This window comes from Marivita lacus, assembly GCF_014637725.1.
Taxonomy (GTDB): Bacteria; Pseudomonadota; Alphaproteobacteria; order Rhodobacterales; family Rhodobacteraceae; genus Marivita; species Marivita lacus.
Map to the genome: position 1 here is coordinate 188,616 of NZ_BMFC01000003.1, position 26,617 is coordinate 215,232.

28 protein-coding genes are annotated in these 26,617 nt (G+C 63.7%); 15 read left to right on the forward strand and 13 right to left on the reverse strand.

The features are described 5' to 3' along the window. Positions 1 to 116 precede the first annotated feature (116 nt). Both IEV82_RS08500 and IEV82_RS08505 read left to right on the forward strand, forming a co-directional pair. Positions 117 to 1,214 (forward strand): calcium-binding protein, encoded by a 1,098-nt coding sequence (locus IEV82_RS08500; protein WP_188481590.1) that lies wholly within the window; start codon positions 117 to 119, stop codon positions 1,212 to 1,214. Between the two features lie 103 nt (positions 1,215 to 1,317). Continuing rightward, a complete protein-coding gene (locus tag IEV82_RS08505) occupies positions 1,318 to 1,773 on the forward strand; it encodes a hypothetical protein (RefSeq protein WP_188481591.1) in 456 nt (151 codons plus the stop codon). Positions 1,774 to 1,840: 67 nt separating this feature from the next. Here IEV82_RS08505 and IEV82_RS08510 read toward each other — a convergent pair whose 3' ends face one another. From IEV82_RS08510 to ccmI, 3 genes are read right to left on the reverse strand one after another with little or no spacing between them, the layout of a single operon-like run. After that, positions 1,841 to 2,095: a DUF1289 domain-containing protein gene (locus tag IEV82_RS08510; protein WP_188481592.1), complete on the reverse strand. Its 255-nt coding sequence runs from the start codon at positions 2,093 to 2,095 to the stop codon at positions 1,841 to 1,843. A gap of 14 nt (positions 2,096 to 2,109) precedes the next feature. Then, positions 2,110 to 2,586, reverse strand: a complete 477-nt coding sequence (gene ruvX / locus IEV82_RS08515) for a Holliday junction resolvase RuvX (RefSeq protein ID WP_188481593.1) — start codon at positions 2,584 to 2,586, stop codon at positions 2,110 to 2,112. A 4-nt stretch (positions 2,587 to 2,590) separates the two neighbouring features. After that, complete coding sequence (gene ccmI / locus IEV82_RS08520; protein ID WP_188481594.1) at positions 2,591 to 3,820, reverse strand: c-type cytochrome biogenesis protein CcmI; 1,230 nt, start codon at positions 3,818 to 3,820, stop codon at positions 2,591 to 2,593. A 183-nt stretch (positions 3,821 to 4,003) separates the two neighbouring features. Between ccmI and IEV82_RS08525 the strand changes: the two genes are divergently transcribed. From IEV82_RS08525 to rarD, 7 genes are all read left to right on the forward strand, one after another. Then, complete coding sequence (locus IEV82_RS08525) at positions 4,004 to 5,248, forward strand: sarcosine oxidase subunit beta family protein (protein ID WP_188481595.1); 1,245 nt, start codon at positions 4,004 to 4,006, stop codon at positions 5,246 to 5,248. An 11-nt stretch (positions 5,249 to 5,259) separates the two neighbouring features. Beyond that, positions 5,260 to 5,589: a sarcosine oxidase subunit delta gene (locus IEV82_RS08530; RefSeq protein WP_188481596.1), complete on the forward strand. Its 330-nt coding sequence runs from the start codon at positions 5,260 to 5,262 to the stop codon at positions 5,587 to 5,589. 67 nt (positions 5,590 to 5,656) lie between these two features. Beyond that, entirely contained in the window at positions 5,657 to 8,674 is a 3,018-nt protein-coding gene (locus IEV82_RS08535) for a sarcosine oxidase subunit alpha family protein (protein ID WP_188481597.1), read from the forward strand. Beyond that, positions 8,667 to 9,239, forward strand: a complete 573-nt coding sequence (locus tag IEV82_RS08540; protein WP_188481598.1) for a sarcosine oxidase subunit gamma — start codon at positions 8,667 to 8,669, stop codon at positions 9,237 to 9,239. Before IEV82_RS08535 ends, IEV82_RS08540 begins: the two co-directional genes overlap by 8 nt. Positions 9,240 to 9,360: 121 nt before the next feature. Continuing rightward, entirely contained in the window at positions 9,361 to 9,969 is a 609-nt protein-coding gene (locus tag IEV82_RS08545) for a superoxide dismutase (protein ID WP_188481599.1), read from the forward strand. Positions 9,970 to 10,039: 70 nt separating this feature from the next. Continuing rightward, positions 10,040 to 10,687, forward strand: a complete 648-nt coding sequence (locus IEV82_RS08550) for a glutathione S-transferase family protein (RefSeq protein WP_188481847.1) — start codon at positions 10,040 to 10,042, stop codon at positions 10,685 to 10,687. 62 nt (positions 10,688 to 10,749) lie between these two features. Further along, positions 10,750 to 11,703 carry an EamA family transporter RarD gene (rarD, locus tag IEV82_RS08555; protein ID WP_188481600.1) on the forward strand — a complete coding sequence of 318 codons (954 nt, stop codon included), beginning with the start codon at positions 10,750 to 10,752 and terminating at the stop codon, positions 11,701 to 11,703. Here rarD and IEV82_RS08560 read toward each other — a convergent pair. Beyond that, a complete protein-coding gene (locus IEV82_RS08560) occupies positions 11,610 to 12,161 on the reverse strand; it encodes an LOG family protein (protein WP_188481601.1) in 552 nt (183 codons plus the stop codon). The genes rarD and IEV82_RS08560 overlap by 94 nt on opposite strands. Positions 12,162 to 12,274: 113 nt before the next feature. On the opposite strand from IEV82_RS08560, the gene IEV82_RS08565 reads away from it, so the two are divergent. Then, positions 12,275 to 13,804 (forward strand): LysM peptidoglycan-binding domain-containing protein, encoded by a 1,530-nt coding sequence (locus IEV82_RS08565; protein ID WP_188481602.1) that lies wholly within the window; start codon positions 12,275 to 12,277, stop codon positions 13,802 to 13,804. A gap of 167 nt (positions 13,805 to 13,971) precedes the next feature. Then, positions 13,972 to 14,556, forward strand: a complete 585-nt coding sequence (locus IEV82_RS08570; RefSeq protein ID WP_188481603.1) for an HNH endonuclease — start codon at positions 13,972 to 13,974, stop codon at positions 14,554 to 14,556. 28 nt (positions 14,557 to 14,584) lie between these two features. On the opposite strand, the gene eda is transcribed toward IEV82_RS08570, so the two are convergent. Further along, on the reverse strand, positions 14,585 to 15,229 hold the full coding sequence (gene eda, locus IEV82_RS08575) for a bifunctional 4-hydroxy-2-oxoglutarate aldolase/2-dehydro-3-deoxy-phosphogluconate aldolase (protein WP_188481604.1): 645 nt from the start codon (positions 15,227 to 15,229) through the stop codon (positions 14,585 to 14,587). Positions 15,230 to 15,271: 42 nt separating this feature from the next. Further along, the gene (gene edd, locus IEV82_RS08580) at positions 15,272 to 17,083 is read right to left on the reverse strand and encodes a phosphogluconate dehydratase (RefSeq protein ID WP_188481605.1); all 1,812 of its coding nucleotides are present in this window, start codon (positions 17,081 to 17,083) and stop codon (positions 15,272 to 15,274) included. Positions 17,084 to 17,291: 208 nt separating this feature from the next. On the opposite strand from edd, the gene IEV82_RS08585 reads away from it, so the two are divergent. The 3 genes from IEV82_RS08585 to IEV82_RS08595 are packed head-to-tail and all read left to right on the forward strand — an operon-like array spanning position 17,292 to position 19,738. Next, positions 17,292 to 17,927, forward strand: a complete 636-nt coding sequence (locus tag IEV82_RS08585; protein ID WP_188481606.1) for a DUF6778 family protein — start codon at positions 17,292 to 17,294, stop codon at positions 17,925 to 17,927. Between the two features lie 51 nt (positions 17,928 to 17,978). Next, entirely contained in the window at positions 17,979 to 19,175 is a 1,197-nt protein-coding gene (locus tag IEV82_RS08590; RefSeq protein ID WP_188481607.1) for an RSP_2647 family RNA methyltransferase, read from the forward strand. After that, complete coding sequence (locus IEV82_RS08595; protein ID WP_188481608.1) at positions 19,172 to 19,738, forward strand: RSP_2648 family PIN domain-containing protein; 567 nt, start codon at positions 19,172 to 19,174, stop codon at positions 19,736 to 19,738. The genes IEV82_RS08590 and IEV82_RS08595 overlap by 4 nt, the downstream gene beginning before the upstream one ends. An 80-nt stretch (positions 19,739 to 19,818) precedes the next feature. On the opposite strand, the gene IEV82_RS08600 is transcribed toward IEV82_RS08595, so the two are convergent. The 4 genes from IEV82_RS08600 to IEV82_RS08615 form a co-directional block, all read right to left on the reverse strand. Beyond that, entirely contained in the window at positions 19,819 to 21,012 is a 1,194-nt protein-coding gene (locus tag IEV82_RS08600; protein ID WP_229747729.1) for a peptidoglycan DD-metalloendopeptidase family protein, read from the reverse strand. A 60-nt stretch (positions 21,013 to 21,072) separates the two neighbouring features. Continuing rightward, positions 21,073 to 21,714, reverse strand: a complete 642-nt coding sequence (locus IEV82_RS08605) for a protein-L-isoaspartate(D-aspartate) O-methyltransferase (RefSeq protein ID WP_188481609.1) — start codon at positions 21,712 to 21,714, stop codon at positions 21,073 to 21,075. Continuing rightward, the gene (surE, locus tag IEV82_RS08610; protein WP_188481610.1) at positions 21,714 to 22,499 is read right to left on the reverse strand and encodes a 5'/3'-nucleotidase SurE; all 786 of its coding nucleotides are present in this window, start codon (positions 22,497 to 22,499) and stop codon (positions 21,714 to 21,716) included. Before surE ends, IEV82_RS08605 begins: the two co-directional genes overlap by 1 nt. A 129-nt stretch (positions 22,500 to 22,628) precedes the next feature. Then, the gene (locus IEV82_RS08615) at positions 22,629 to 23,285 is read right to left on the reverse strand and encodes an SDR family NAD(P)-dependent oxidoreductase (RefSeq protein WP_188481611.1); all 657 of its coding nucleotides are present in this window, start codon (positions 23,283 to 23,285) and stop codon (positions 22,629 to 22,631) included. 111 nt (positions 23,286 to 23,396) lie between these two features. Between IEV82_RS08615 and IEV82_RS08620 the strand changes: the two genes are divergently transcribed. After that, positions 23,397 to 23,954 (forward strand): biotin transporter BioY, encoded by a 558-nt coding sequence (locus IEV82_RS08620; protein ID WP_188481612.1) that lies wholly within the window; start codon positions 23,397 to 23,399, stop codon positions 23,952 to 23,954. A 136-nt stretch (positions 23,955 to 24,090) separates the two neighbouring features. Here IEV82_RS08620 and IEV82_RS08625 read toward each other — a convergent pair whose 3' ends face one another. The 3 genes from IEV82_RS08625 to IEV82_RS08635 all read right to left on the reverse strand — a co-directional run bounded on the left by IEV82_RS08625 (position 24,091) and on the right by IEV82_RS08635 (position 26,605). Continuing rightward, positions 24,091 to 24,357 carry an amidophosphoribosyltransferase gene (locus IEV82_RS08625; RefSeq protein ID WP_229747730.1) on the reverse strand — a complete coding sequence of 89 codons (267 nt, stop codon included), beginning with the start codon at positions 24,355 to 24,357 and terminating at the stop codon, positions 24,091 to 24,093. A gap of 97 nt (positions 24,358 to 24,454) precedes the next feature. Further along, positions 24,455 to 25,912 carry an amidophosphoribosyltransferase gene (gene purF / locus IEV82_RS08630; protein WP_188481850.1) on the reverse strand — a complete coding sequence of 486 codons (1,458 nt, stop codon included), beginning with the start codon at positions 25,910 to 25,912 and terminating at the stop codon, positions 24,455 to 24,457. 120 nt (positions 25,913 to 26,032) lie between these two features. After that, positions 26,033 to 26,605, reverse strand: a complete 573-nt coding sequence (locus IEV82_RS08635) for a CvpA family protein (protein WP_188481613.1) — start codon at positions 26,603 to 26,605, stop codon at positions 26,033 to 26,035. Between the last annotated feature and the right edge of the window lie 12 nt (positions 26,606 to 26,617).

The following is a 26,617-nucleotide window of genomic DNA, read 5'->3' on the forward strand; positions in this document are numbered from 1 at the left end:
GTTCGAAACTGTCGCCAAATCCCTAACAATACCTTTCAAATTGTCGATTTTATTATGGGGGCACGTTTGGCCGGGGGTAAGTTGAACACCGATCGGTAATCTTGGGATTAACGTACATGGAATATGCAGCACTTTTGGCGCTCACGCTTTTGGGTCTTTCGGCAACCCTGTTCGTGGATTCGGGCGATGACGACGACGATACGGACAGCCCGACTGAGGGCGGCGACGATACTGGCGGTGGCGACACCGATACGGGCGGCACGGATACCGGCGGGTCTGGCAGCGGCACGGATGAGATCGTGACCTCCGAGGGTGTGACCTTCGGAACCGACGCCGGCGAAACCCTCACGGCGACCGCAGGTGCGGATACGGTTGTGGGCGCAGGCGGCGATGACGAGATCACGGGCAATGCCGGTGCAAACATCCTTGACGGTCAGGACGGTGATGACACCGTGTTTGGTGGCGATGGCGATGATCAGGTCTTCGGCTCGGCCGGAAACGACCTGCTCGACGGCAATGCCGGCGATGATCTTGTCGCCGGTGGCACGGGCAACGATGTCATTTCCGGTGGCCTTGGCAACGATACGCTCTTCGGCGACGCGGGCAACGATGTGCTGAACGGTCAGGACGGCAACGACGAACTGGTTGGCGGTGCTGGCAATGACACGGCGTTCGGCGGTGCCGGTTCCGACACGCTCTTTGGCGGTGACGGCGATGACAGCCTCATGGACGGCGAAGGCGATGACATTCTCGTCGGCGGTGCCGGTGCCGACACGCTGGATGGTGGTGCGGGAGACGATCAGATCTTCGGCGTCTGGGATGGCGACAGCGACACCATCACCAATGCGCAGGATCTTCTTGATCCGGACGTGCTTCTTGGTGGTGAAGGAAACGATGAAATCTACATGGGCAGTGGGGATGTTGTCTTCGGTGAAGGCGGCAATGATATCTTCTACAGCGGCACATATGTCGATCCGGCCAACGCCCCCGAGATCATGGACTTGGCAGAGGATGAAGTGGTGATCGTCGCCGTGCCGGCCGGTGCCTCTGCGGGCAGTTCGATCACGATCGACACCGACGGCGTCACTGGTGACAGCATCGTGCAACTGAATGGGCAGACCGTCGTGGTTGTCTCCGCAGGAGCAGGACCTGTGTCTCTCGACCAGATCCTTGTCGTGGAAAACTCAAACGTTCTTGCACCAGCTGCTGCCTGAAAGAACTGATCAAAGATCCCGCGCCGGAAACCGTGATTTCGCGGTGGCGCGGAAAGATGTTAACCAAAAGCCGCAATGTAGGCGGTACCCAAAGGGAAAAGACATGAGACTTGCCCTGTTGATCTTCACACTGATGGCGACGCCGGCATTGGCCTTCGACCAGCCACCGAATGAGCCAAGCTACGAACAACCGAGCTTTGATCGGCCGGAGACACCGACGCCTCCCTCACCGCCGGAGGTTTCGAATGATGGCGAAGATCCCGTAGAGCCCCGCGTGGTCAAAGTCGTTCCGAAACCCGCCCCGGTGTCTTGCCCCAAGGTGAAATGCGTCACCGACAAGGATGGTCATCGTCGCGCGATGTTCACTGCGGATGTTCCGGCGGAAATGTATCACCTCGGCAGAAACTTCTGCGCGACGGCACCAAAGAATGTGGAGGTTACGGCGTGCTGTCTGGCGAAACCGGACCACACCTACCAGATTCTCTACAATGTCAGTGTCAGCAAGAAAGCGCATTACAAAGCCAAGAAGTTCTGCATCTGCGCGCTTGGACTGGACTAGACTTCACGTCACGCATGACGGACGAAACGAAAACCGGGGTTCAAAGCCCCGGTTTTTTACCGTCTGGTCAAAATTCGTCTGACGACGTGCCCGTACGAGACAGCCGCGCCGCGCGTCCGCCGCGACGCTTGCTCAACTGCACGGCACGCGACGGCAGTTCGGCCATGATGGCGCGTCGCGCCTCTGGAGACATCTTCGACCACGCGCCGATCTCATCGATGCTGCGCAGACAGCCGGTGCAGAGGCGGCTTTCGGGATGCACGACGCAGATCTTCACACAGGGGCTTTCGATCTCGTTACGGCTCCAGACATCGTCTTTCATCAGCGCGGGTTTCCTCATGCGTCGGCTTCGATATGGCGCAGCCGGTCCAGCGCCCCTTGCAGGATATAGCTTGCTGCAACGTGGTCGATCACCTCTGCGCGACGTTTTCGGGTCGTATCCGCCTCAAGCAGTGCTCTTTCTGCCGCAACCGTGGACAGGCGTTCGTCCCAGAATGTGATCGGGCGATCCCAGAGCACCGCGAAATTGCGCGCAAAGGCCCGTGTCGACTGGCATCTCGGCCCTTCGGATCCGTCCATGTTGCGCGGCAGGCCAAGAACCAGCCCGGCAATGTCGCGCTTGGTCAGGATCATCAGCAGCGCCTCGGCATCCAGACCGAACCTGCGCCGCTTTACCGTTTCCAGCGGCGTCGCCACGCTGCGCATCCCGTCCGACACCGCGACACCGATCGTCTTTGTGCCCAGATCAAGCCCGGCCAGCGCGCGTCGCGACGGCAGGATCGCGGCAAATTCGGAGATATCGTCGTAGATCACCGCCCTACAATACCAATCCCGCCGCGCGCGCCCCGTCGCGGACGATCTCGAGCGCCGCCGGATTGTCGGCAAACACCTCTTGCGCATTGTTCCAGATGGCGATGGCCTGCGCCTCGTCGCCCAACACAGCCAGCGACGAGATCAACCGCGCCCATTCCTCGGGAGTGCCGCCTTCGGTGGCCAGCCGGTCGGACAATTGCGCAACCATGCCGCGGATCATCTCCTGACGGTCTTCGGCGCTCATCTCGCCTGCCGCCTCAACGTCATCCGCACTTGGCCCCGGCATTCCGGCGATCTCGGGCACTTCGTAATCCGCAACCCCGGCGCGGAACGCCATTTCCTCGATCTGCGACAGGATCGGCGGCAACCAGGCTGCATCCGCCGAACTTTGCCGCAACAACCTGTCCCACAGGCGGAAAGCCACGTCCGGACGTCCGGTCTGGGCCATCATCAGTCCCATGTAGTACTGCGCCACGCCATTTGACGGCTCGCGCGTCAGCGCCGCTTCAAGCACCCGTTCCGCCTCGGGCGACACGTAACCCCCTGCGGCCAGCACCATCATGTCGGCCAGATCGGCATAATCCCGGCCAGTCGCGTCATCGCCCTTGATCGTCAGCACCTGTTGCTGCGCCATGTAGGCGGCCACGTAATTGCCCATCGCGGCCTCGGATCGGGCCAGCAGGATATGCCCCTGCAGATCGGCGGGCCGCTCGGCAACGGCACCACGCAACCGCTGTACGAGCCCGGCATATTCGGGCTGGATCTCGGTCTCTTCGGTGGGCGGCATCTGTGCCTCGGCATCCTGCTGCGAGGGGCGGGACTCGCGCGCGGCCTCGGCCATCTCGAGCCGCTGCGCCAATCCCAGGTCGCCATAGCCCGGCGCACCGATCTGCGCGTAGATCCAGAAACTCCCGCCAACCAGCACCGCCGCGATCAGCGCCGCCACGGCCACGCCCAGCGTCTGCGGCTGCGTGCCGGCCGCGCCCGTCGTCTGGGCCTTGGCATCTGCCGACAGGATGCGCCGCGAGATCTCGGTGCGCAGCCGTTCCGCGTCCTCCTCCGAGATCACGCCCCGCGTCATGTCGCGGTCCACTTCGGTCAGCTGGTCGCGGTAGACCTGCAGGTCGAACGCTTCGGCGGGGCCGGTGGAGCGCTGTCCACGCAACAGGGCTATGGCCAGAAGGGCTGCCATGGCGACGGTCAGAAGGACGGTGGCGATCCAGAAAAACGTCATCGTTTACAAATCCACAAGTTGTTTGGACGACATGTATAGCCGCCGAGCGCTTGAAAAAAGGGCAAAACCCCGTGACAAAGCGCCATGTCGCAAAATCACGGTAAAAGGGCGCTGTGAGTATCCGCAAGCCGCCCAGTTCAGTCCACATATCCGACAGATTGCCCCAAGCCCGAGTCGCCCCCCATGAAACGCTATTCTGCCTTTGCCGTTGCCCGCGAAGCCCTCCGCTACCAGACCGGATGGGAACGCGCATGGCGCAAGCCCGAGCCGAAGAAGAAATACGATGTGATCATCGTGGGTGCGGGCGGGCATGGCCTTGCCACCGCCTATTACCTTGGCAAGAATTTCGGCATCAAGAATGTCGCGGTGATCGAAAAGGGCTGGCTGGGCGGCGGCAACACCGGGCGCAACACCACCATCATCCGCTCGAACTACCTGCAGGATCCCTCTGCCGCGATCTACGAAAAGGCGCGCTCGCTCTATGAGACCCTGTCGCAGGACCTGAACTACAACATCATGTTCTCGCCCCGTGGCGTCATGATGCTGGCCCAGACCGAACACGAGATCCGGGGCTACCAGCGCACCGCGCACGCCAACAACCTGCAGGGCGTCGAGACCCATTTCATCAGCCCCGCCCGCGTCAAGGAGCTGTGCCCGATCATCGAGCTGAAAGGCCCGCGCTATCCGGTCCTCGGCGCGCTCTGGCAGCCGCGCGGCGGCACCGCCCGCCACGACGCCGTGGCCTGGGGCTACGCCCGTGCGTGCTCGGACATGGGCATGGACATCATCCAGCAATGCGAAGTCACCGCGATCCGGCAGGAGGGCGGCAAGGTGCAGGGCGTGACCACCACCAAGGGCGAGATCGACTGCGACAAGCTGGGCATCGTCGTCGCCGGTCACTCCGGCGTTCTGGCGGAAATGGCGGGCTTCCGCCTGCCCATCGAATCCGTGGCCCTTCAGGCGCTGGTCTCCGAGCCGATCAAACCCTGCATGGACGTGGTCGTGATGGCCAACACGGTGCACGGCTACATGAGCCAGTCCGACAAGGGCGAAATGGTCATCGGCGGCGGTGCGGACGGCTACAACAACTACACCCAGCGCGGCTCATTCCACCATGTCGAAGAAACCGTCCGCGCGCTGGTCGAGACATTCCCGATGATCTCCCGCCTCAAGATGCTGCGTTGGTGGGGCGGGATCGTCGACATGACCGGCGACCGCTCGCCCATCCTGTCAAAGACGCCGCTCGAGGGCTGCTTCATCAACTGTGGCTGGGGCACCGGCGGCTTCAAGGCGATCCCCGGCTCCGGCTGGGGCATGGCCGAGCTGATCGCCAAGGGCTATTCACCGCTCACGGCCGAATTCGGCCTCAACCGCTTCCGCGAGGGCCGGTTCATTGATGAATCCGTCGCCGCTGGCGTCGCGCACTAGGGAGAGACTAGATGCTTTTGATCAACTGCCCCTATTGCGGCGTGGCCGCCGAGGAAACCGAACTGCACGCAGGCGGCGAAGCGCACCTGAAACGCTTCGGCCCCGACAGCTCGGACGACGATTTCACCGGCTACCTGTTCCACCGCGAAAATCCCAAGGGCGTGCATTTCGAACGCTGGCGGCATGTGAACGGCTGTGGCAAGTGGTTCCACGCGGCGCGCTGCACGAACACGCTCGAAGTGTTCGGCACCTACAGCGCCCAGACGACCGAGCCGCCGAAAGACCTGCTCGACACCCTCCGCGCCAAACGCCCCGGCTTCAAATGGAGGAACATCGCGTGATGCTTCTTCTTGTTCCAAATACCTCCCGCCGGAGGCTCCCACCTCCCCACCAGCGAGCCGTCACATCATGAGCACCCGCGTTCACTTCCAAGGCCGCCTGATCAACCGCGACCGTCCCGTGTCGTTCAAGTTCAACGGCACGCTCCTGAACGGCTACCAGGGCGACACGCTCGCCTCCGCGCTTCTGGCCAATGACCAGATGCTGATGGGCCGCAGCTTCAAATACCACCGCCCGCGCGGCGTCGTGGCGTCCGGTTCGGAAGAGCCCAATGCGATTGTCGGTCTCGGCACCGGCAACCGGTTCGAACCGAACCAGCGCGCCACCACGACCGAGATTTTCCACGGTCTGACCGCCACCAGCCAGAACCACTGGCCGTCGCTGAACTACGATGTGGGCATCGTGAACAACCTTCTGTCGCGCTTCCTGAGCGCGGGCTTCTACTACAAGATGTTCATCCATCCGCGCCCGTTCTGGAAACACATCTACGAGCCGTTCATCCGCCACTCCGCCGGTCTGGGCAAGGCCCCGGGCGCCGAGTCGCGCGATGCCGACCGCTATGAGCATTTCTATGCGTTCTGCGATGTGCTGGTGATCGGCGGCGGGGTTGCGGGCCTGCAATCGGCGCTGACCGCTGCCCGCGCCGGTGCCAAGGTTCTGCTGCTCGAACAGACCGCCCATCTGGGGGGTCGCGCGCCGGTGGATGGCGGCACGATCGACGGGATGGACCCGGACGCCTGGGTTGCCAAGGCCCGCGCAGAACTGCACGCGCTGCCCAATGCGCAGATCCGCACCCGCACCATGGGGGCAGGGGTTTACGATCACGGCTACGTGCTGGGCTATGAGCGCCTGACCGACCACGCGCCCGAAGCCGCTGGCCCGCGCCACCGTCTGTGGCGCATCCGTGCGGCGCAAATCATCACCGCAACCGGGGCCATCGAACGCCCGCTCTCCTTTGCCGGCAACGACATTCCCGGCGTGATGCTGGCCTCCGCCGTGCGCGATTACCTCGTGAACTTCGGCGTCAGCCCCGGCGATCGCACCGTGGTTGTCACCAACAACGACGACGCCTACCGCACCGCCATCGCGCTGGTGCAGGCCGGTCTCAAGGTGCCCGCAATCCTCGATGCCCGTCCCGAAGGCGGCGGCGCGCTGATGGACGAGGCCAAGTCGCTTGGCATCCGCGTCGAGACCGGTGCCGCTGCGGTCAAGGTCAAGGGCTCGAAATGCGTGCATTCGATCTGTCGCGGCGTGCAGGCAGGCGAAGGCGAAGTCCTCGAAGAGATCTTCTGCGATGCCGTCGCCATGTCCGGCGGCTGGTCCCCTGTGGTGCATCTCTGGTCCCATTGCGGCGGCAAGCTGATCTGGGACGCGTCCCAGGCCACGTTCCGCCCCGATCACGACCGCGCGCCCACCAGCCATGATGGCAACCCGTTCGTCATCGCCTCAGGCGCCGCCGATGGCGCGTTTCACCTGAACGACGTCCTGCAAAACGCGGCAAACGCAGGCAAAACCGCTGCCGCGCGTGTTGGTGCTGAAAAGGGCGACGCCGCCGCGTCCAGCGGCGAAGCGCAGGGTGAAGCCCCGCTGGTCCCGGTCTGGATGATGCCGCAAGGTGCAAAAAAGCAACTGCGCATGAAGGCGTGGCTGGATTACCAGAACGACGTCAAAGTGTCCGATGTGCAACTGGCCGCGCAGGAAGGCTTTGAATCGGTCGAACACACCAAGCGCTATACCACGCTCGGCATGGCCACGGATCAGGGAAAACTGAGCAACATCAACGGCCTTGCGACCCTTGCGAATGCGTTGGGTGCAGATATCCCACAGGTCGGGACAACCACATTCCGGCCGCCCTATACGCCCATTTCGATGGGCGCGATTGCAGGCGAGGCGCGCGGCGACATTTTCCAGCCGATCCGCAAGACGCCGATGCAGGGCTGGCACGAAGCGAACGGCGCGCATTGGGAACCGGTCGGCCATTGGCGCCGCCCCTATGCCTTTCCCAAGGCGGGCGAGAGCGTCCATGACGCGGTAAAGCGCGAGGTGCTGGCCACGCGAAACAGCCTGGGCCTGCTCGACGCCTCCACCCTTGGCAAGATCATCGTCAAGGGTCCGGACGCGGGTCGCTTCCTCGACATGCTCTACACCAACATGATGAGCACGCTGAAAGTGGGCAAATGCCGCTACGGGCTGATGTGCTCGGAAAACGGCTTCCTGTCGGATGACGGCGTGGTCGCGCGCATCGACGAGGACACGTTCCTCTGCCACACGACCACCGGCGGCGCGGATCGCATCCATGCCCATATGGAGGAATGGCTGCAAACCGAATGGTGGGACTGGAAGGTCTGGACCGTCAACGCGACCGAGCAGTTCGCGCAGGTCGCCGTGGTCGGCCCCAACGCCCGCAAGCTGCTGGAAAAGCTGGGCGGAATGGATGTCTCGAAAGAGGCGTTGGCCTTCATGGACTGGAAGGACGGCGAATTGGCGGGCTTCCCGGTGCGGGTCTACCGCATCTCGTTCTCCGGCGAACTGAGCTATGAAATCGCCGTGCCCGCCAACCTGGGCCGGGCGTTCTGGGACAAGCTGATCGAGGCCGGGCAGGAGTGGAACATCACCCCCTACGGTACCGAGGCGCTGCACATCATGCGCGCCGAAAAGGGCTTCATCATGATCGGGGATGAAACCGACGGCACGGTGATCCCGCAGGACCTTGGTCTTGACTGGGCGATCTCGAAGAAGAAAGACGACTATATCGGCAAGCGTGCACAGGCGCGGTCACACATGACCGACCCCAAGCGCTGGAAGCTGGTGGGGCTGGAAACGCTCGATGGCTCGGTTCTGAGGGACGGTGCCTATGCGCTGGCCGAGGGTACGAACGAGAACGGCCAACGCAACACGCAAGGCCGCGTCACCTCGACCTATCGCAGCCCGACCCTGAACAAGGGCATCGCGATGGGTCTGGTGCTGAACGGCCCCGACCGCATGGGCGAGGTCATCGAGTTCACAGCCGGGGGTGACGACATCGCCAAGGCGAAAATCGTCAACGCGGTCTTTTTTGATCCCGAGGGAGAGAAGCAGAATGTCTGACGTGGCTTTGGCGCTGGGTGGCGCATCCTTTGACGGTCTGGTGAATATCGAGGAACTGGCCGGGCAGGGCATGGTGACCCTGCGCGGTGACCTGAGCGACACCACCATCATATCCGCGGTCAAGGACGTGTTCGGCGTGACCCTGCCGGGCACGCGGGAAACCGCGTTTGACGGCGCACAGGGCGCGCTCTGGATGTCGCCGGACGAGGCGTTGCTGCTCTGCCCCTATGAAGAGGCCCTGCAAAGGGCCGATGAATTGTCGGCCAAGCTGCACGGCAGCCATGCGCTTGTCGTCAATGTCTCGGACGCCCGCGCGGTGTTCCGGCTCAAGGGGGTCATGCTGCGGGAAGTCATCGCCAAGCTGGCCCCGGTGGATATGTCCCCCGACGCCTTCACGCCCGGCATGGTGCGCCGCACCCGCATGGCGCAGGTCGCTGCCGCCTTCTGGATGGATGATGCCAACACCGCGCGGATCGTCTGTTTCCGGTCGGTTGCGGCCTATATGTTCGGCATTCTGAGCGTGTCGGCGGATGATGCGTCTGCGGTGAACCATTTCACCCGCTGACGCGTTGATCCGTAGACAGGCGGGATAAATCCCCGATTGGCGCACCACCGGGGTTGACCTTGGGACTGCGTCACATCAGGTATGCCTGTGTAATTTGACGCACCATTGAGGGGACACCACCATGGCTTTCGAACTTCCTGATCTGCCCTACGCCCACGACGCGCTGGCCAGCAAAGGCATGTCCAAAGAGACACTCGAATACCACCACGACATCCACCACAAGGCCTATGTCGACAACGGCAACAAGGCGATTGCCGGCACCGAATGGGATGGCAAGTCGATGGAAGAGATCATCAAGGGCACCTACGATGCCAAGGCCGTGGCCCAGAGCGGCATCTTCAACAACATCAGCCAGCTGTGGAACCACAACCAGTTCTGGGAGATGATGAGCCCGGGCGAGCACAAGATGCCGACCGAGCTTGAGACCCGTATCACCGACGCCTTCGGTACGGTCGACAAGTTCAAGGAAGATTTCAGCGCCGCAGGTGCGGGCCAGTTCGGTTCGGGCTGGGCGTGGCTGGTGGTCGATACCGATGGCACGCTCAAGGTCACCAAGACCGAGAACGGCGTGAACCCGGTCTGCTTTGGCCAGACAGCGCTGCTGGGCTGCGACGTGTGGGAACATTCCTACTACATCGACTTCCGCAACAAGCGCCCCGCTTACCTGGCGAACTTCCTCGACAACCTCGTCAACTGGGACAACGTCGCCGAGCGCCTGTCGAAAGCCTGATCGGTTTGATACCTATCCTGAAAGGCCCTGTCATCTTGGCAGGGCTTTTTGCATTTTGGACAATCTGACCATGCTGCGCGTCTACACGTCTGACCATTCGCTCTATTGCGCCAAGCTGCGTATCCTGTTGCGGCACAAGGGACTGCCGTTCGAGGAACTGCCGCCTCCCGGTGGCGGCGGATCGCCGGAGTACCTCGCCATCGTGCCTTCGGGCAACATCCCCGCGCTGGTGGACGGCGATCTGGTGCTGACCGACAGCGAGGCGATTGCCGAATACCTTGAGGAAAAACACCCCGAACCGGCAATGCTGCCCGGCACGCTGATCGGGCGGGCACTGTCGCGGGAACGCTCGCGCTTTGCCGACACGCGGCTGGAACCGGCGCTGCGGCTGACATTTCCACATGTGGCCCCTGCGACACGTGACCCAAAAGCCATAGCGGCGGCGCATGACATGATCGCCAAACGCCTGACCGCGTTGGGGCAGATGTTGGCGCGTGCCGATCTGCCACGCGACCGCCTGTGGATGGGCGATTGTGGGACAATTGTCACACTGGAATGGATCGCACTTTTCGAAGGGCCGGTGATCCCGGCGCTCGACTGGCCCGAGGCAGTGACCCGCTACCGGACCCAGATGAGGACCCATGCCGCCGTCGCGGATGAACTGGCCGCCTACCGCCCGGAAATGCTGCGCTACATGCAGCACAAGGGCGCGCTCTAGCCGGACAGGCCGCCCTTGCGCATCCCCGCGCCGACCGATACCGCTGGCGGCGGAGGCCCATCATGACAGACACCCGCAACGGCGTTCTTGCGCTTATCGCCGCCTGCTGCATCTGGGGGTTGTCCGGCCTGTTCTACAAGACGCTCATCGGCGTGCCACCGCACGAGGTGCTGGCGCATCGCACCTTCTGGTCGCTGGTGTTCTTCGGACTGGTGCTTGGCCTGCAGGGACGGTTGCACGTGCTCTGGCGCGCGGTGTCGAACTGGACCTCGTTCAAGGTGATCGCCGCTGCGGCCCTGTTCATCTCCACCAACTGGTTCCTGTTCATCTGGTCGATCCATGCAGGCCGCGCCACCGAAGCCTCGATGGGGTATTACATCTTTCCGTTGGTCGCAGTCCTGCTGGGCCGGGTGGTGTTGGGCGAACGGCTGAGCACGACGCAATGGGTGGCGATCACGCTGGCCGCGCTGGGGGTCACGACGCTGACCATCGGGCTGCATATCGTGCCGTGGATCTCGCTTGTGCTGGCCAGCACCTTCGGGATGTACGGGCTGATCAAGAAACGGCTTGATCTTGGCCCGGTCGTGTCGGTGTCGGCCGAAGTGCTGATCCTGTGCCCGCTCGCGCTGGCCTGGCTGACCTATATCCACATGGGGCAGGGCGGTGGCGCCTTTGGGCGAGACCTGACGGAGTCGCTCAAGCTGATGGCCTCCGGGCCGATCACCGCCTTGCCGTTGATCCTGTTTTCCTATGGCGCCCGGCGTCTGACCATGTCCACGGTCGGCATCGTGCAATACATCAACCCGACGCTGCAGTTTCTGGTCGCTGTGACGATCTTTGGTGAGCCGTTCGGCGTGGTGCACATGATCGCCTTCGCCCTGATCTGGACGGCTCTCGCGATATATTCCAGCAGCGCCTACACTCAGGACAGGGCGCGGCGCAGGGCGGTGATCGTCGCGGGCGCAGAGGTTGTGGTCTCGACAAAGCCCAGCAGCGACCTGTCGGCAAAACCCTGATCGACGACATGATCCAGCAGGGCGGTCAGCGGGGCCCAGTAATTGTCAACGCTCAGCAAGACGATTGGCTTGCCGTGCAGACCCAGTTGCCGCCATGTCAGCACTTCGAAAAACTCGTCCAGCGATCCGGCACCCCCCGGCAGAACGACGATGGCGTCCGCGTTCATCACCATGACCTTTTTGCGCTCGTGCATGGTTTCGGTGATGATGAACCGCGTGAGGTCGGTCTTGCCCACCTCCAGATCCATCAGATGCGTCGGGATCACGCCGAACGTGTCGCCGCCCGCGTCTTGCGCGGCACGGGCCACGGTGCCCATCAGGCCGACATCGCCTGCGCCGTAAACCAACCGCCAGCCCTCATCCGCAATCGCGCGTCCCAGCGCCTCGGCTGCCGTTGTATACGCGGGGTTCACACCCGGACGTGAGCCGCAATAGACACAGATGGATTTGGAGATCATGGGCGCATGTCCTTGACAAGGGTTGGGAAGTTGCCTCGTGATACCTGCGTTGATAGAGACGCTCAACTGCGGGAATGGCATATCGCCGTTCCATCACGGACACTTGGGGTAAGATGAGCAAATTCGCGTTGGCCAATGGCAGGTCGGGCCTCGTTCTGGGCGGAGCCGCCGCAGTGGGCGCTGTCGTGCTGGCGATCTATGCCAGCGGGGCGCTGTTTCCCGCGGACCCTGTCGATGCCCCGTCCGCGACTGTCGCGGTCCCGCCCGAGCCAACCGCCCCCGTTGCGGATGCTGTGCAGGACACAGCCGTTCCCGACATCGAAACCGCCGAGCCTGTTGTCGCACCCGAGCCGGAACCGCCGCTTGCAGAGGCCGACAGCACAGTGGACGAGCCTGCCGTTGAGGCCGAGACCGTGGCAGCAGAGTCGCAGGACAGCGTTGCCGAAGACAGCCCCGCGCAGGACAGCCCCGCGCGGGAAGCCCCTGCCTTTGACATCGTTCGGGTCGCCCCGGATGGTCAAACCCTGATCGCGGGTCGCGCGCCCGGCGCGCGTGCGGTTTTCATCCTTGTCGATGGGGTCGAAATCGGACAGGCCGAGGTTGACGGGTCCGGCAAATTCGTCACCTTCCTCGATCTGCCCCCCAGCGATGCGCCGCGCGTGGTGGGCCTCGTGTCCGACGGCGATCAAGGCCGCATAGAGAGCCCCGATCAGGTCATTCTGGCTCCTGTCACCCGCGTGGCGGAACTTCCCGAGCCAGAGCCCGCGCCTCAGGCTGTGACGGAAGCCAAGCCGCAGCCCGAAAGCGCAGTCCCCGATCAGCTTGCCGCGTTGCCGGAAACCAATACGCCCGCAGCCACAGAGACACCGACCGAAACTGCCGCCGACGCGAGCCCTGAGACCGCAGCGCCCTCCGCGCCGTTAGAGGTCACGCAAGCGCCAGAGGCACCCGACGCACCAGCGCCCAGCGTGCTTGCGCAAGTCCCCGGTATCGACGCGCCTGCACTTGGCGAAACGACGCCCCCGCAGGTGGAGGCGCAGTCCGGCCCCGATATTGCCGCGACCACCCAGACCGCACTGACACCAGCGCCAGATGAGCCTTCCGCCCCGGCGGTGATCCTGTCGACCGAAGCGGGGGTGAACGTGCTCCAGACCGGGCAGGCCGTGCCGGAACTCCTCGACCAGATCGCACTTGATGCGATCACCTATGAAGATGCCGGGTCCGTCGCACTCAGCGGGCGCGGAATCGCAGAGGAATTCGTGCGGATCTACCTCGACAACCAGCCCATCATCACCACCGAGATCGGGACGGACGGCCAATGGCGCGCCGAACTGCCGGAGGTGGACAGCGGCACCTACACGCTGCGCGTGGATGCGGTCGATGCTTCGGGTGACGTCACATCGCGGGTCGAAAGCCCGTTCCGGCGTGAAGACCCGGTTGCGCTGGCGCAGGCTGCCGACCGCGCTGCAGGCCCGTCGGTGATCAAGGTGGTGACCGTGCAGCCCGGAAATACGCTCTGGGCGATTGCCCGCGACCGCTACGGCGAAGGTCCGGCCTACGTCAAGGTGTTCGAGGCCAACCGAGACCGTATCCGCGACCCCGACCTGATCTACCCCGGCCAGGTGTTTTCCATCCCTGATTGATCGGCTTGTCACGGTGCTGTGATTTTCTTGGGCTAGCCCTGCGGCACATACTGTATATTGCGGGGGTTGCCCGTTTGCTCCCGCGATATATAGTAAGTATCATAGACCGGGGCGGGGTCCCGTCCCGATGCTGAAACAGGCAGACTGGGCAGGAGACGATTCCCCCGATGGATGGCAATTTCAGAACAGCTTTCGTGCGCGAACCAGGTGCGTTGCGGCACCATCCAGCGCTGGTGCTGAACGCGGATTACAGGCCCTTGTCCTACTATCCGCTCTCGCTGTGGCCGTGGCAGGATGCGGTCAAGGCGGCGTTTCTCGACAGGGTGGACATCGTCGCCGAATATGACGAGGTGGTCCGAAGCCCCTCGATGACGCTGCGAATACCCAGCGTTGTGGTGCTCAAGGATTATGTCAAACCGCAAAAGCGCGTGGCCTTCACGCGCTTTAATCTTTTCTTGAGGGACGAATTCATCTGCCAGTACTGCGGCGCAAAGGGCGAACTGACCTTCGATCACGTGGTGCCGCGTGCGTCGGGCGGGATCACGTCCTGGGAAAACGTCGTCGCCGCCTGTGCGCCCTGCAACCTGCGCAAGGGTTCGAAAAGCCTGCGGCAGGCGGGTCTGTCCTTGCGCAAGCCGCCACGTCAGCCGGGTGCGCAGGAATTGCTCAACATGGGGCGCAAGTTCCCACCGAACCACCTGCATGACAGCTGGATGGATTTCCTTTACTGGGACGCCGAACTGGAGGCGTGAGGCGCCTCAAATCGCCTTGGTCCTGCGTCTAGCGAGACAGATGCGCGGCCTCGCGCGCCAGTTCCTCGATCGCGCGCCAGTCGCCCTTGGTCACAAGGTCTTTCGGCGCGACCCAGCTTCCCCCTGCGCAAAGCACGTTGGACAGGCCCAGATAGTCCGGCGCATTTTTCAGCGACACGCCGCCTGTCGGGCAAAACCGCACCTGCGGGATAGGCGCACCGATGGCCTTGAGGGCGGGCGCGCCGCCATTGGCTTCGGCGGGAAAGAATTTCTGCACGGTGTAGCCGCGTTCCAGCAGCGCCATCGCCTCGGATGCGGTGGCCGCACCTGGCAGGAGCGGCAGATCGGCAGCTTCGCAAGCGTCCAGCAGCCGGTCCGTGGCCCCCGGCGACACGCCGAACCGTGCGCCAGCGGCGACCGCGTTCCGCACATCTTCGGGGGTAAGCAACGTGCCCGCACCGACCACGCCACCCTCGACCTGCGCCATTTCGCGGATCACGTCGAGCGCGGCTGGCGTGCGCAAGGTGACTTCGAGCACCGGCAATCCGCCCGCAACAAGCGCTTCGGCCAAGGGCCGCGCAACTGCAACGTCATCGACCACAAGCACCGGGATGATCGGCGCAAGGCGGCACAGTCTTTCGCTTTCGACGCTGGCTTGGAGGGGCGTAATCATATGCAAGTCCTGATGGTTGGAAGACGATCTTGATGTGATGGATTAAACGACGACACCCGCTCCGTGTTCGGCCAGTCCGACATTGGCACGGAACACCGCGAAAAGCTCGCGCCCGACGCCGTGGCCATTGCCGCTCAGGTCGGCGGTCACGGGCTCGCGCTGGTCGAAATCCTCGGCCAGGCAGTCGATCCGGCCCGTGACAGCATCGACACGCACCAGATCCCCGTCGCGCACCCGCGCCAAGGGACCGCCAAGCGCTGCCTCGGGCGAGACATGGATCGCCGATGGCACCTTGCCCGATGCGCCGGACATGCGGCCATCAGTGACCAGCGCCACCTTGAGGCCGCGATCCTGCAAGACGGCCAGCGTCGGTGTCAGGCTGTGCAATTCCGGCATCCCGTTCGAGCTTGGCCCCTGAAAGCGCACGACAACCACCGTGTCCTCGGTGAACGCGCCGTTCTTGAACGCGACCTTCACGTCGTTCTGATCGTGAAACACCCGCGCCTTGGCTTCGATCACATGGCGTTCCTTGGCGACGGCGGATGTCTTCATCATCCCCTTGCCCAGGTTCCCCTCAAGCTGCTTGAGGCCGCCCGTGGCCTGGAACGGATTGGATGCGGGGCGCAGGATCTTGTCGTTCTGGGTTTCGCCCGCGCCGGGGCCGTAAACCACACGTCCATCCACGATCTTGGGTTCCTGCGCATACAGATGCAGCCCGTCGCCCGCGACCGTCTTGACCTCTTCATGCAGCAAGCCGTGCTTGAGCAGTTCGCCGATCATGAAGCCCAGACCGCCTGCGGCATGGAAATGGTTCACGTCGGCCAGGCCGTTGGGATAGACCTTGGCCATCAGAGGTGTGACGGAGGAGATGTCCTCGAAATCCTCAAGCCGCAATTCGACCCCGGCGGCGCGGGCCATCGCGGGCAGGTGCAGCACGAGGTTCGTGGAGCCGCCCGTGGCCATCAGCCCGACAATGCCGTTCACAAAAGCCTTTTCGTCCAGCACGTCGCAGACCGGGCGGTAATCATTGCCCAGCTGCGTGATTTCCAGCGCGCGTTCGGTGCCTGCCACGGTCAGCGCTTCGCGCAGCGGTGTGCCCGGATTGACAAAGCTGCTGCCGGGAAGGTGCAGGCCCATGAATTCCATCAGCATCTGGTTGGAATTGGCCGTGCCGTAAAAGGTACAGGTGCCGGGCGAATGGTACGACGCCATCTCGGCCTTCATCAACTCGTCCCGGCCCACTTCACCGGCGGCGAATTTCTGCCGCACCTTGGCTTTTTCATCGTTCGGCAGGCCGGACGGCATCGGCCCGGCGGGGATAAAGATGCCAGGCAAATAGCCGAACGTCCCCGCCGCGATGATGAGGCCCGGCACGATCTTGTCGCAGACGCCCAGATAAAGCGCGGAATCAAACGTGTTGTGGCTGAGCGCGACACCGGCGGCGAGCGCGATCACGTCGCGGGAAAACAGTGAAAGCTCCATTCCGACCTGACCTTGGGTGACGCCGTCGCACATCGCGGGCACACCGCCTGCGACCTGCGCCGTACCACCGGCGGCGCGGGCAGCCGTGCGGATGATATCGGGATATCTTTCAAAGGGTTGGTGGGCGGACAGCATGTCATTGTACGCGGTGACGATGCCGATATTCGGGCTGCGTTCGGTGGCCAGCGTGTTTTGATCGGCCCCCATCGCGGCATAGGCGTGGGCCTGGTTGCCACAGCTCAGATGCGCGCGGCGCGGTCCTTCGGCGGCGGCCTGCCGCATCCGGCCCATGTAGCGGCCGCGCAACGCTTCGGATCGTTCCTGAACACGTTCCGTCACCCGTTTGATCGTGTCATTCAGCGAGTGTGCCATGATGCCTCCGCGCAAGATAAGCCGTTGGTTTGGCGTTGATGTAGTGAGGTTAGCGCTAACAGTAAAGGTCTAACACCCAAGGCGCAAGTCTCGAACGCTCAGTGAAGTTGCCTGAAATTGTACCGATTTCGCCTCTATCCGGTCCATTTGTCGCGTCACACCCACAGTCGAGGAAAAAGAGCACATGCCCCGCAAAGGAGGCCAAGTCATGCATCGTCTGTTCAAAACCCTGCTGGCCACGATTCTGCTGGTGTCGCTGACAGCCTGTGCCAGCGTGCCGACCGCGACGCGGTCCGCGATGCCCGACGACGTGTTGCCGGGATACGGCGCGTCGAATGTGCGCATCGACAGCTTTACGGTCTCGGTGCCGCAGTCGCTCAAGGCCAATGAGCGCAATCTGTATTATCCCGTCGGTGATATCGTCTGGCGTGGCGAGCCGCGCGGCGACCGCCATGCGCAGGTCAAGGCGATCTTCGAGGCCGGGTTGCGTCGCGCGGCACCGATGATCGAGGGCGCACGTCCGGTGCGGATCGACGTGCAGGTGCTGCGCTTCCATTCACTGTCGGAAAAGGCCCGCTACACGGTTGGTGGCGTGCATGACATCGATTTCCGCTACCGGCTTGTCGATGTGGCCACAGGCCAGCAGATCGGACCCTCCAAAGACGTAGGCGCCGATCTCGATGCTCTGGGAGGGCAGGCCGCAATGGCTGCCGAAGGCCGCGGCGAGACCCAGAAGCTGCGGATCATCGCCCATCTGTCGCGGGTGTTCGTCGAGGAGCTGACCGTGCCCGGTGGGCATGTGAATGCCAATCTGGGCCTGTTGCAGGCGATCAACAACCTCTGAGGCCAAAACTCGGGCTTTCCCCGGTGCAGAGACGGGCGTAAAGGGGACAGTATGACACTGTCCCCATTGCCCATCATCCGCCTTTTGCCCAAAACCAAACCGCAAGCCATTCGGCGCGGGTATCCTTGGGTCTATGCCAACGAGGTCGTCACCGACCGCCGCACCCGCGCCATGACGCCCGGTACGATTGCCGTGCTCGAGGATGCGGAGCGAAGCCCGCTGGCGCTTGTCGCGGTGAACCCCGAGTCCAAGATCATCGGCCGCGTGCTGGATGGTCCCGATGCGGCTCACCCCGACAAGGCATGGTTCGCTACCCGTCTGCGCAAGGCGCTCAGCCTGCGCGAACGCCTGTTCGATGCGCCCTATTACCGCCTGATCCATGCCGAGGCCGACGGCCTGCCGGGTGTGATCATCGACCGGTTCGGCGACATCGCCGTGGTTCAGCCGAACGCCGCCTGGGCGGATGTGCTGCTGCCCGATCTGGCAGCGGCGCTGGCCGAGGTGACGGGTGTGACCACGATCCTCAAGAATGCAGGGGGTCGGGGCAGGGCGCTCGAAGGTCTGGACGATGTGGATGCGGTGCTGCTTGGCAGCGCCCCTTCCGGCCCGGTCCCGGTCACGATGAACGGGGCAACCTACATGGCCGACCTGATGGGCGGTCAGAAAACCGGTATCTTCTTTGACCAGCGTCCGAACCATGCCTTTGCTGCAGGTCTGGCGCAGGGCGCGCGGGTGCTGGACGTGTTTTCCCATGTCGGCGGTTTCGGATTGGCCGCGCTTGCCGGCGGGGCTGTTGCGGCGCATTGCGTCGACGGATCCGAAGCAGCCCTCGGGCTGGCCCGCGACGGCGCGCGGCAGATGGGCGCCGATGGCAAGCTGTCGATCACCAAGGGCGATGCGTTCGACGCGCTGACCACCTTCGGCGAGGACGAGGCGAGCTTTGACCTGGTGGTCTGCGATCCGCCCGCCTTTGCCCCCTCGGCCAAGGCGCGCGAGGCCGGGCTGCGTGCCTATGAACGGGTGGCGCGGCTTGCGGCGCCCTTGGTGGCCGAAGACGGTTATCTTGTCCTGTGCTCGTGTTCGCATGCCGTGGACCTGTCATCCTTCACCGGTGCCTGTCTGCGCGGCATCGGACGGGCGGGTCGCCGCGCCCAGCTGATCCACACCGGGCAGGCCGGACCGGATCACCCGCTGCTGCCGCAATTGGCGGAATCGGGCTATCTCAAAGCGCTGTTCTTCCGGCTGTGAAGGTCTGCCTAGACACCTGCGTGCTCTATCCGACGGTGATGCGCGAGGTGCTGCTGGGGGTTGCCGCTGAGGGGCTGTTCGAGCCGCTCTGGTCCGAGCGTATCCTGGGCGAGTGGTCACGTGCCGCGGCCAAGCTGGGCCTTGCGGGTCAGGTGCAGGCGGATGCGGAGATCGCGATGGTCTCTGCGCGCTGGCCGCGCGCCAAGGTCACGCCGCAGCAGGGGCTGCTGGACCGGCTGTGGCTGCCCGATGCAAATGACGTGCATGTGCTGGCGGCGGCGATTGCGGGTCATGCCGACGTGATCCTGACAGTGAACGCAAAGGATTTTCCGCGCAATATCCTCGCGGAAGAGGGCGTGTCGCGGGCTGACCCGGATGCGTTTCTTCTGGGGCTTCATGCGGGTGCGCCGGATCAGGTGGCGCGGGCAGTTGGGCTTGTTCATGACGAGGCGAACCGCCTGTCGGACCGGCCCTGGGACCTGCGCAAGCTTATGAAGAAAGCGCACTTGCCGCGCCTGGGCAAAGCACTGACCGTGCCGCGTCCGAACTCTTCGTACGAATAATCTCGGATCCGTTCATAAAGAACGAACGACGGACCTCAATCCAGAAAGTGACTGCTGGAAAATCGGTCCGTGACGGTACCTCAGCGCAGGTAGTCCATCGGATCGACGCTGTCGAACCCCTTGCGCACCTCGAAATGCACGCGCGACGGCTCGAAATCCGCGACTTTGGCAATCGACTGGCCCCGGCTCACCGCATCACCTTTGGCGACGGTAATGGTGTCCACATGGGTGTAGACCGTGAGCAGGTTGTCGGGGTGGCGGATGACGAGGATGTTGATCCCATCGGTGTTGCGCGTGATCGCCGCAACCTGACCGCTGGCTGCTGCCGTGACTGCCGTTCCGACGGACGCGCCGATGTCGATCCCGTCGTTGCGGCCCTTGGCGTATTCGCGGATGATGCTGCCCTGCACCGGAAAGGCCATGGCTGCCGTTGAGGCGCTGGCCGTTGTCGGTCGGCCGACATTGGCCACCGGGGCGGCTGCGACAGCAGCAGGGGCTGCGGCGGCCGGGGCTTTGGTCTCGGCGGGCAGCGGCTGCGAGGCAGAGGGCGGCTCTGGCGTCGGTGATCCTGTGCCGGGCGGTACGGAGGGCGTGTTGACCGGAGTGGCGGCCTCGGTGACCACGGGGATCAACAGGTACTGGCCCTCGCGCAGGGTGAAATTGCTGTCGAGCGCATTCCATTCGGCCAGCGACCGCACCGACACATTGTAAAGCCGCGACACGGTAAAGGCGGTCTCGCCGCGCTTGACCTGGTGGCGGATCGGCTCCGGCCCGGTCTGCGGCGCTGCAGGGCGCGCGGCGGCGGGCGTCGGGGCGGACCGGTCTATGGCATCGCTGGCGAGCGTCGTGATGTCGATCTCCGAGGTCGGGCCGATCGGTCCTGTCGAGACGGCTCCGGTCGCAGGTGACGGTTCGGCGACCCGGCGCGGCAGGGCGACGATTTCACCCGCGCGCAGCGCATCGCCGGTCTGGATGCCGTTGTAGCGTGCCAGCTCTTCAGCGGGCAGACCGATACGGCCGGCCAGTTGCGCCATCGTGTCGCCGCGCCGGGCCACGGCCACCTGGTAATTCGGATAGGAGATCACGCCGCGGTCATCCGGTTCCGGGCGCGGTGTCACGGCGGCGCGTGCGGCATCCGACGTGGTGAACCCGCCGTTCATCAAACCGCGCATGTCCATGTCGAGCGGTTCGGAACACGCCGCCAGAACCGCAAGAAGCGAGAGACTGGTGCCAACTCGAAAACCTGAACGAAACGAAACTCTGCAATCAGCCATGTCGATATCCTCAAATGCGCCGGTTGTTCCCCGGGCGTCATGCGGTGCAGTATGCCCGCTTTAGCCGTCGCGGGCTACCCCTTCGACCAGCGGAACAAAGCGAACAGGCCTCAATTCATCGTAATCCAGCCCATCCGGGGTGCGGCGGACGCGGATCAGGTGCTGCACGGCGTCGGATTGCCCCACAGGCAGCACCATGATGCCCCCCACCTTGAGCTGTGCCAGAAGCGGTCCCGGAGGGTCCTCGGCGGCGGCGGTCACGAGGATGCGGTCGAACGGGGCCTGGTCGGGCAGGCCAAAGCTGCCATCGGCGGTAAAGGCCGTCACATTGGTCAGGCCCAACTGGTTGAACACCTCACGCGCCTCGCGCACCAGTCGCGGGTGCCGGTCCACAGTGTAGACGCGGCGCGCCAGCTGGCTCAGGATCGCGGCCTGGTAGCCCGATCCGGTGCCCACCTCGAGCACCGTGTCCCGCGGGCTGATTTCCAGCGCCTGCGTCATCAGCCCGACCACCGAGGGCTGGCTGATCGTCTGCCCACAGGCAATGGGCAAAGGCATGTCTTCGTAAGCCCGCTCGGCAAAATAGCCCCGGATGAACGGAGCGCGGTCGATCTGCTCCATCGCGGTCAGCACCGCGGCATTTGTCACGCCGCGCGACCGGAGCGCATAAAGGAACTGCATCTTGAGTTCCGCATCATCCATCAGAGAAAGGCGCGCTGCATGGCGCCGAGTTGGTCGGTGGCGGTCAGGTCGGCGCGCATGGGCGTGACACTGATGAACCCCGCCAGGTTCTCGGCAGCATCGCTGCCCGGTGCCGTCGGTGCCCGTTGATCACCACCCTTGATCCAGAGGAACCGACGACCCGAGGGCGAGAGGTGCGGCTCGACCGAAAAATGCGTGCCGTGCCGGATGCCCTGCGGCGTGACCCGCGTGCCCTGAACGGCGTCACCGGGAACCGGCGGGAAGTTCACGTTGTAGAACAGCCGGTAACCCGACTGGTCCTTCGGGTCATGCGCGATAATCCGCCGGATCACCTCGGCGCCATGCTGGCGGGCGGCGTCGAACGGGTCGTCGAGGGCGAGATTGTCGGGGCCGTAATATTGCGAGAGGGCAATCGCCGGGATGCCCTGCAACGCCGCTTCCATCGCACCGCCAAGTGTGCCGGAATAGAGCGCGTTCTCGGCCGAGTTGTTGCCCCGGTTGACACCCGAGAGCACGAGATCGGGCAGGGCGTCGCCCATCACGTCGTGCAGTCCCGCAAGCACGCAATCGGCGGGACTGCCCTCGGCGGCATAGCGGCGCGGGCCCATTTCGCTGACCATCATGGGGTGGGTGTAGCTGATGCAATGGCCGACGCCGGATTGCTCGAACGCAGGCGCGACCGTCCAGACCTCGCCTTCGGGACCGGCGAGACCTTCCGCGATTTCGCTCAGCACCTTGAGCCCCGGTGCATTGATCCCGTCATCATTGGTAATGAGTATGCGCATCTGCTCTGCCCTGCTTTTGTTCTGAATAGGCCAAGCCCCGGCCTGCGGCAAGCATCCGCCGGATTTCGGTCAATGGTGGATTTTGCGTTAACGCAAAATCGCGGATGCGTCGACGCATCCGCCTTGCGATCAACCGCCGAGGATTTCAGGCAGCAACCGCGCTGCTTCGGCGGAGGGCAATGCCAGCGCGCTCCGGTCCTCACCGGGGAAAAAACGCGCCCGCACATGGGTCGCCATCGGCCGGGGCAACAGGATTTTCACCCGAGGCCCGATCGACACCGTTTCGGCCTGCCAAGACCGCGCGAGGCTGATCTGTGCCGCTTTTGTTGTGCCGTAATGGCCAAAGAATTTCTCTCCGCCATGGGTGTCGTCAAAGAACACCGCGCTGCCGTCGCGTTTGAGCAGGGGCGAAATGTAGGGCACCAAGTGGGACATCGCGTCGAGATTGATCGACACCGATTTCTTCCAGTCCTTGGAATCCAGATGATCGGCCGGCGACAGGGGACCGGCATGCACCGCCGTATGCACCCAGAGCGCGATCTGCCCCCAGCGGTCATGCACCGACCGGCAGAGCTGCGCCATCGCGTCAGCCTTGGTGATGTCCATCGGCGCGAGCGTGGCAGTGCCGCCCTTTTTCTGGATGCGGTCATCCAGTTCTTCCAGCCCGCCCACCGTGCGCGCGACAGCGATGATGTGATGCGTGTCGGCCAGTGCCTCTGCCAATGCAAAGCCAAGACCGCGAGAGGCGCCGGTGACCAGCGCGAGGGGGCGTGATATTTCCGTCATGAGCGTTCACATGCCTTTTTGACGCCCGGCCCGCAAGAGGGCAGTGCTTGACTTGATGGGGCATTTGCAGAATTAACAGTGGAAATAACAGACACATGAGGGACATTCGCCATGACACTGACGCAAGCTGCCTTGGGCAAGACCACTCTTCTACGTCAGACGCTGCTCGCGCTTGGAGGTGCGGCCTTTATCGCCGTTGCTGCGCAGGTCAGCATCGGGTGGCCGGTACCGATTACACTGCAGACGCTGGCGATCCTGATCGTGGGTCTGACATTTGGGGCGCGCCTCGCACTGGCGACGATGATCGCCTACCTCGGTTATGGCGCGATGGGCCTGCCGGTCTTTGCCAATGGCGGTTCGGTTGCATCGCTGGTCGGTCCGACCGCGGGCTTCCTCTACGGTTTCGTCGCGATGGCTTGGCTGGCGGGCCTTGCAGTCGAGAAGGGCATCGCCCGAGGCGCGGTGTCCACCGCGCTGGTCGCCATCGCGCTTTCGGCGCTGATCTACATCCCCGGTCTTGCATGGCCGGCGGCGATGCTGGGCAAGTCGATGCCCGAGCTTTGGGCGGGCTGGATGGCACCGTTCCTGATCGGTGACGCAATCAAGGCGGTGATCGCGGCGCTGATCGTCACTGGTGCCTGGAAAGCCTTGTCGAGCCGCAACGCCTGAATTTTCAACAAGCGGTAAAAATAGACCCCCGTCGAGCAATCGGCGGGGGTTTTCTTTTTTTGGGGGCGCTGCCCCCGTCGCGCAAGCGCGACTCCCCCGAGGTATTTTTGAACCAGAGAAGATCAGGGTCGTGACATCAAGACCGGGGTGCGGGCATTGCAAGCCAATGCGCCGTGCCGTTGCGGGCAAGCGCCACGCGACCCTCTTCGATGGCAACGATCGTTTCGCCTTTCACGACATCGCCCCGCGAGACCGTGGCGATCTTGCCGCCGCGCAGTTTCAGCAGCGCCTTCGGGTGGTCGTTTGACCCGAAGGTGCCCAGAAGGATCAGCGCGCCGCGCAGATCATTCGTCATCCGGGTCGCCTGCTGCGCCACGTTGGTTGGGGTTGCGTCCTGTGTCATGTTCCGCCGGTCCGTTGTTTGCGTTCGCCTGTCAGATGCGGCGAATGCACGGCAATGGAAAGCGGTTGTTCGGGGCTGCGCGGAAGGCTGCCGAGGCTTACTCGGCCGCCTTCATCTGGAACCCTTTTTCAACCATGTCCGACGGTTCGACCGGGTATTCACCGGAGAAACACGCATCGCAATATTGCGGTGACTTGGGGTCGCGACCCGACGCCTCTCCGACGGCGCGGTAGAGACCGTCGAGCGAGATGAACCTGAGGCTGTCGACCCCCAGATGTTCGCGCATCTCGTCCTCGCTCATGGTGGCTGCCAGCAGCTTTTCGCGCTGCGGCGTGTCGACGCCGTAGAAACAGGGCCAGGCCGTGGGCGGCGACGCGATGCGGAAGTGCACCTCGGCTGCACCCGCATCGAGGATCATTTCCTTGATCTTGCGGCTGGTGGTGCCGCGCACGACCGAATCGTCCACCAGGATGACCCGTTTGCCCTTGATGAGCGCGCGGTTCACGTTGAGCTTGAGGCGCACACCCATGTTGCGGATCTGCTCTGTCGGCTCGATGAAGGTGCGGCCCATGTACTGGTTGCGGATGATCCCCATGCCGTAGGGGATCCCGGATTCGTGGGCATAACCGATGGCCGCCGGTGTGCCGCTGTCGGGCACCGGGCAGACCAGATCGGCTTCCACGGGTGTTTCGCGGGCCAGTTCGACACCGATCTGGCGGCGGGTCTCGTAGACCGAGCGGTCACCGATGATGCTGTCGGGGCGCGAGAAATAGACATGCTCGAAGATGCAGAACCGTGATTTCTGCGGGCGGAAGGGGCGGATCGAATCCACGCCCTTGTCGGCGGTGATCACCACCATCTCGCCCGGTTCGATCTCGCGCACATATTCCGCGCCGATGATGTCAAGCGCGCAGGTTTCCGAACTCAGCGCCCAGCCATCGCCGATCTTGCCCAGCACCAGCGGGCGCACGCCCAACGGGTCACGGACACCGATCAGTTTGGTGCGGGTCATGGCCACGACGGAGAACGCGCCTTCGACACGGCGCAGGGCGTCTTCCATGCGTTCGGGGATGTTGCGTTGCAACGAGCGGGCCATCAGGTGGATGATGCACTCGCTGTCGCTCGAGCTCTGGAAGATCGAACCGCGCTCGATCAGTTCCTTGCGCAGAGCGATGGCGTTGGTGATGTTGCCATTATGGGCGATCGCCGCACCGCCCATGGAGAATTCGCCGAAGAACGGCTGCACATCGCGGATCTGGGTCTGGCCCTTGGAGCCGGCGGTCGAATAGCGCACATGGCCGATGGCCAGTTCGCCGGGCAGGGTTTCCATCAGCCTGTGGCTGGTGAAATTGTCGCGCACATAGCCGAAGCGTCTGGCGGAGTTGAAGCCATGCTCGGGGTGATGGGACACGATCCCGCCGGCTTCCTGTCCGCGATGTTGCAGGGCGTGCAGGCCGAGGGCGACAAAGTTCGCCGCATCGGTCACGCCGACAACGCCGAAGATTCCGCATTCTTCCTTGAGCTTGTCGTCGTCGAATGGATGGGCGGGTGGCATCTGGGTGTCGGACAAATCGGTACTCCGAATCCGTGGCAGCAGAAGATGCCCTCTCTTAAGCGCCATGGCGGCCCATGTCACGAAACTATCATGATTCCGCGACAGGTTGACCGATCTTTGTCAGGTGTCGCTGTTTGACGGGGCATCGCAGACGCCGACCAGTTGCTCGTATTGGGCGGTGATCCAGCCCAGCGCCTGTTCGGGGTTCTGTTGTTCGATCTGGCCGGTGAGGCGTCCGAACACCACGGCAGAGCGGCTGTCGTCGATCATCGGGACATCCTGTGCCGTGATCACGACAGAGTAGACAAAGAACGCCACGGCCACCAGCAGCACACCGCGCGCCACGCCGAAGAGAAAGCCCAGCGCCTGATCGACGCCGCCAAGGGCCGAGCGCTGCACGATGGTGGAAAAGAGCGGGGTGAAGAACGACATGATCACGAGAGCCATGGTGAACACCGCGGCAAACCCGCCGATCACGCTGAGTTCGCAGCTTCCGGTCAGAAATTCACCGATGACCGGGATTTCCGTCATCAGTGGGCGCACCTGCGGGCCGAACATGAAGCCCAGGACCGCAGCGGCGATCCAGCCGAGGATGGCCATTGTTTCCCGGACGACACCGCGCGAATAGGCCAGAAGCGCAGACAGAACGATGACGACGGCAACGACGCCGTCAATAATGGTGAACCCTTCCATCGGTCCTTGCCC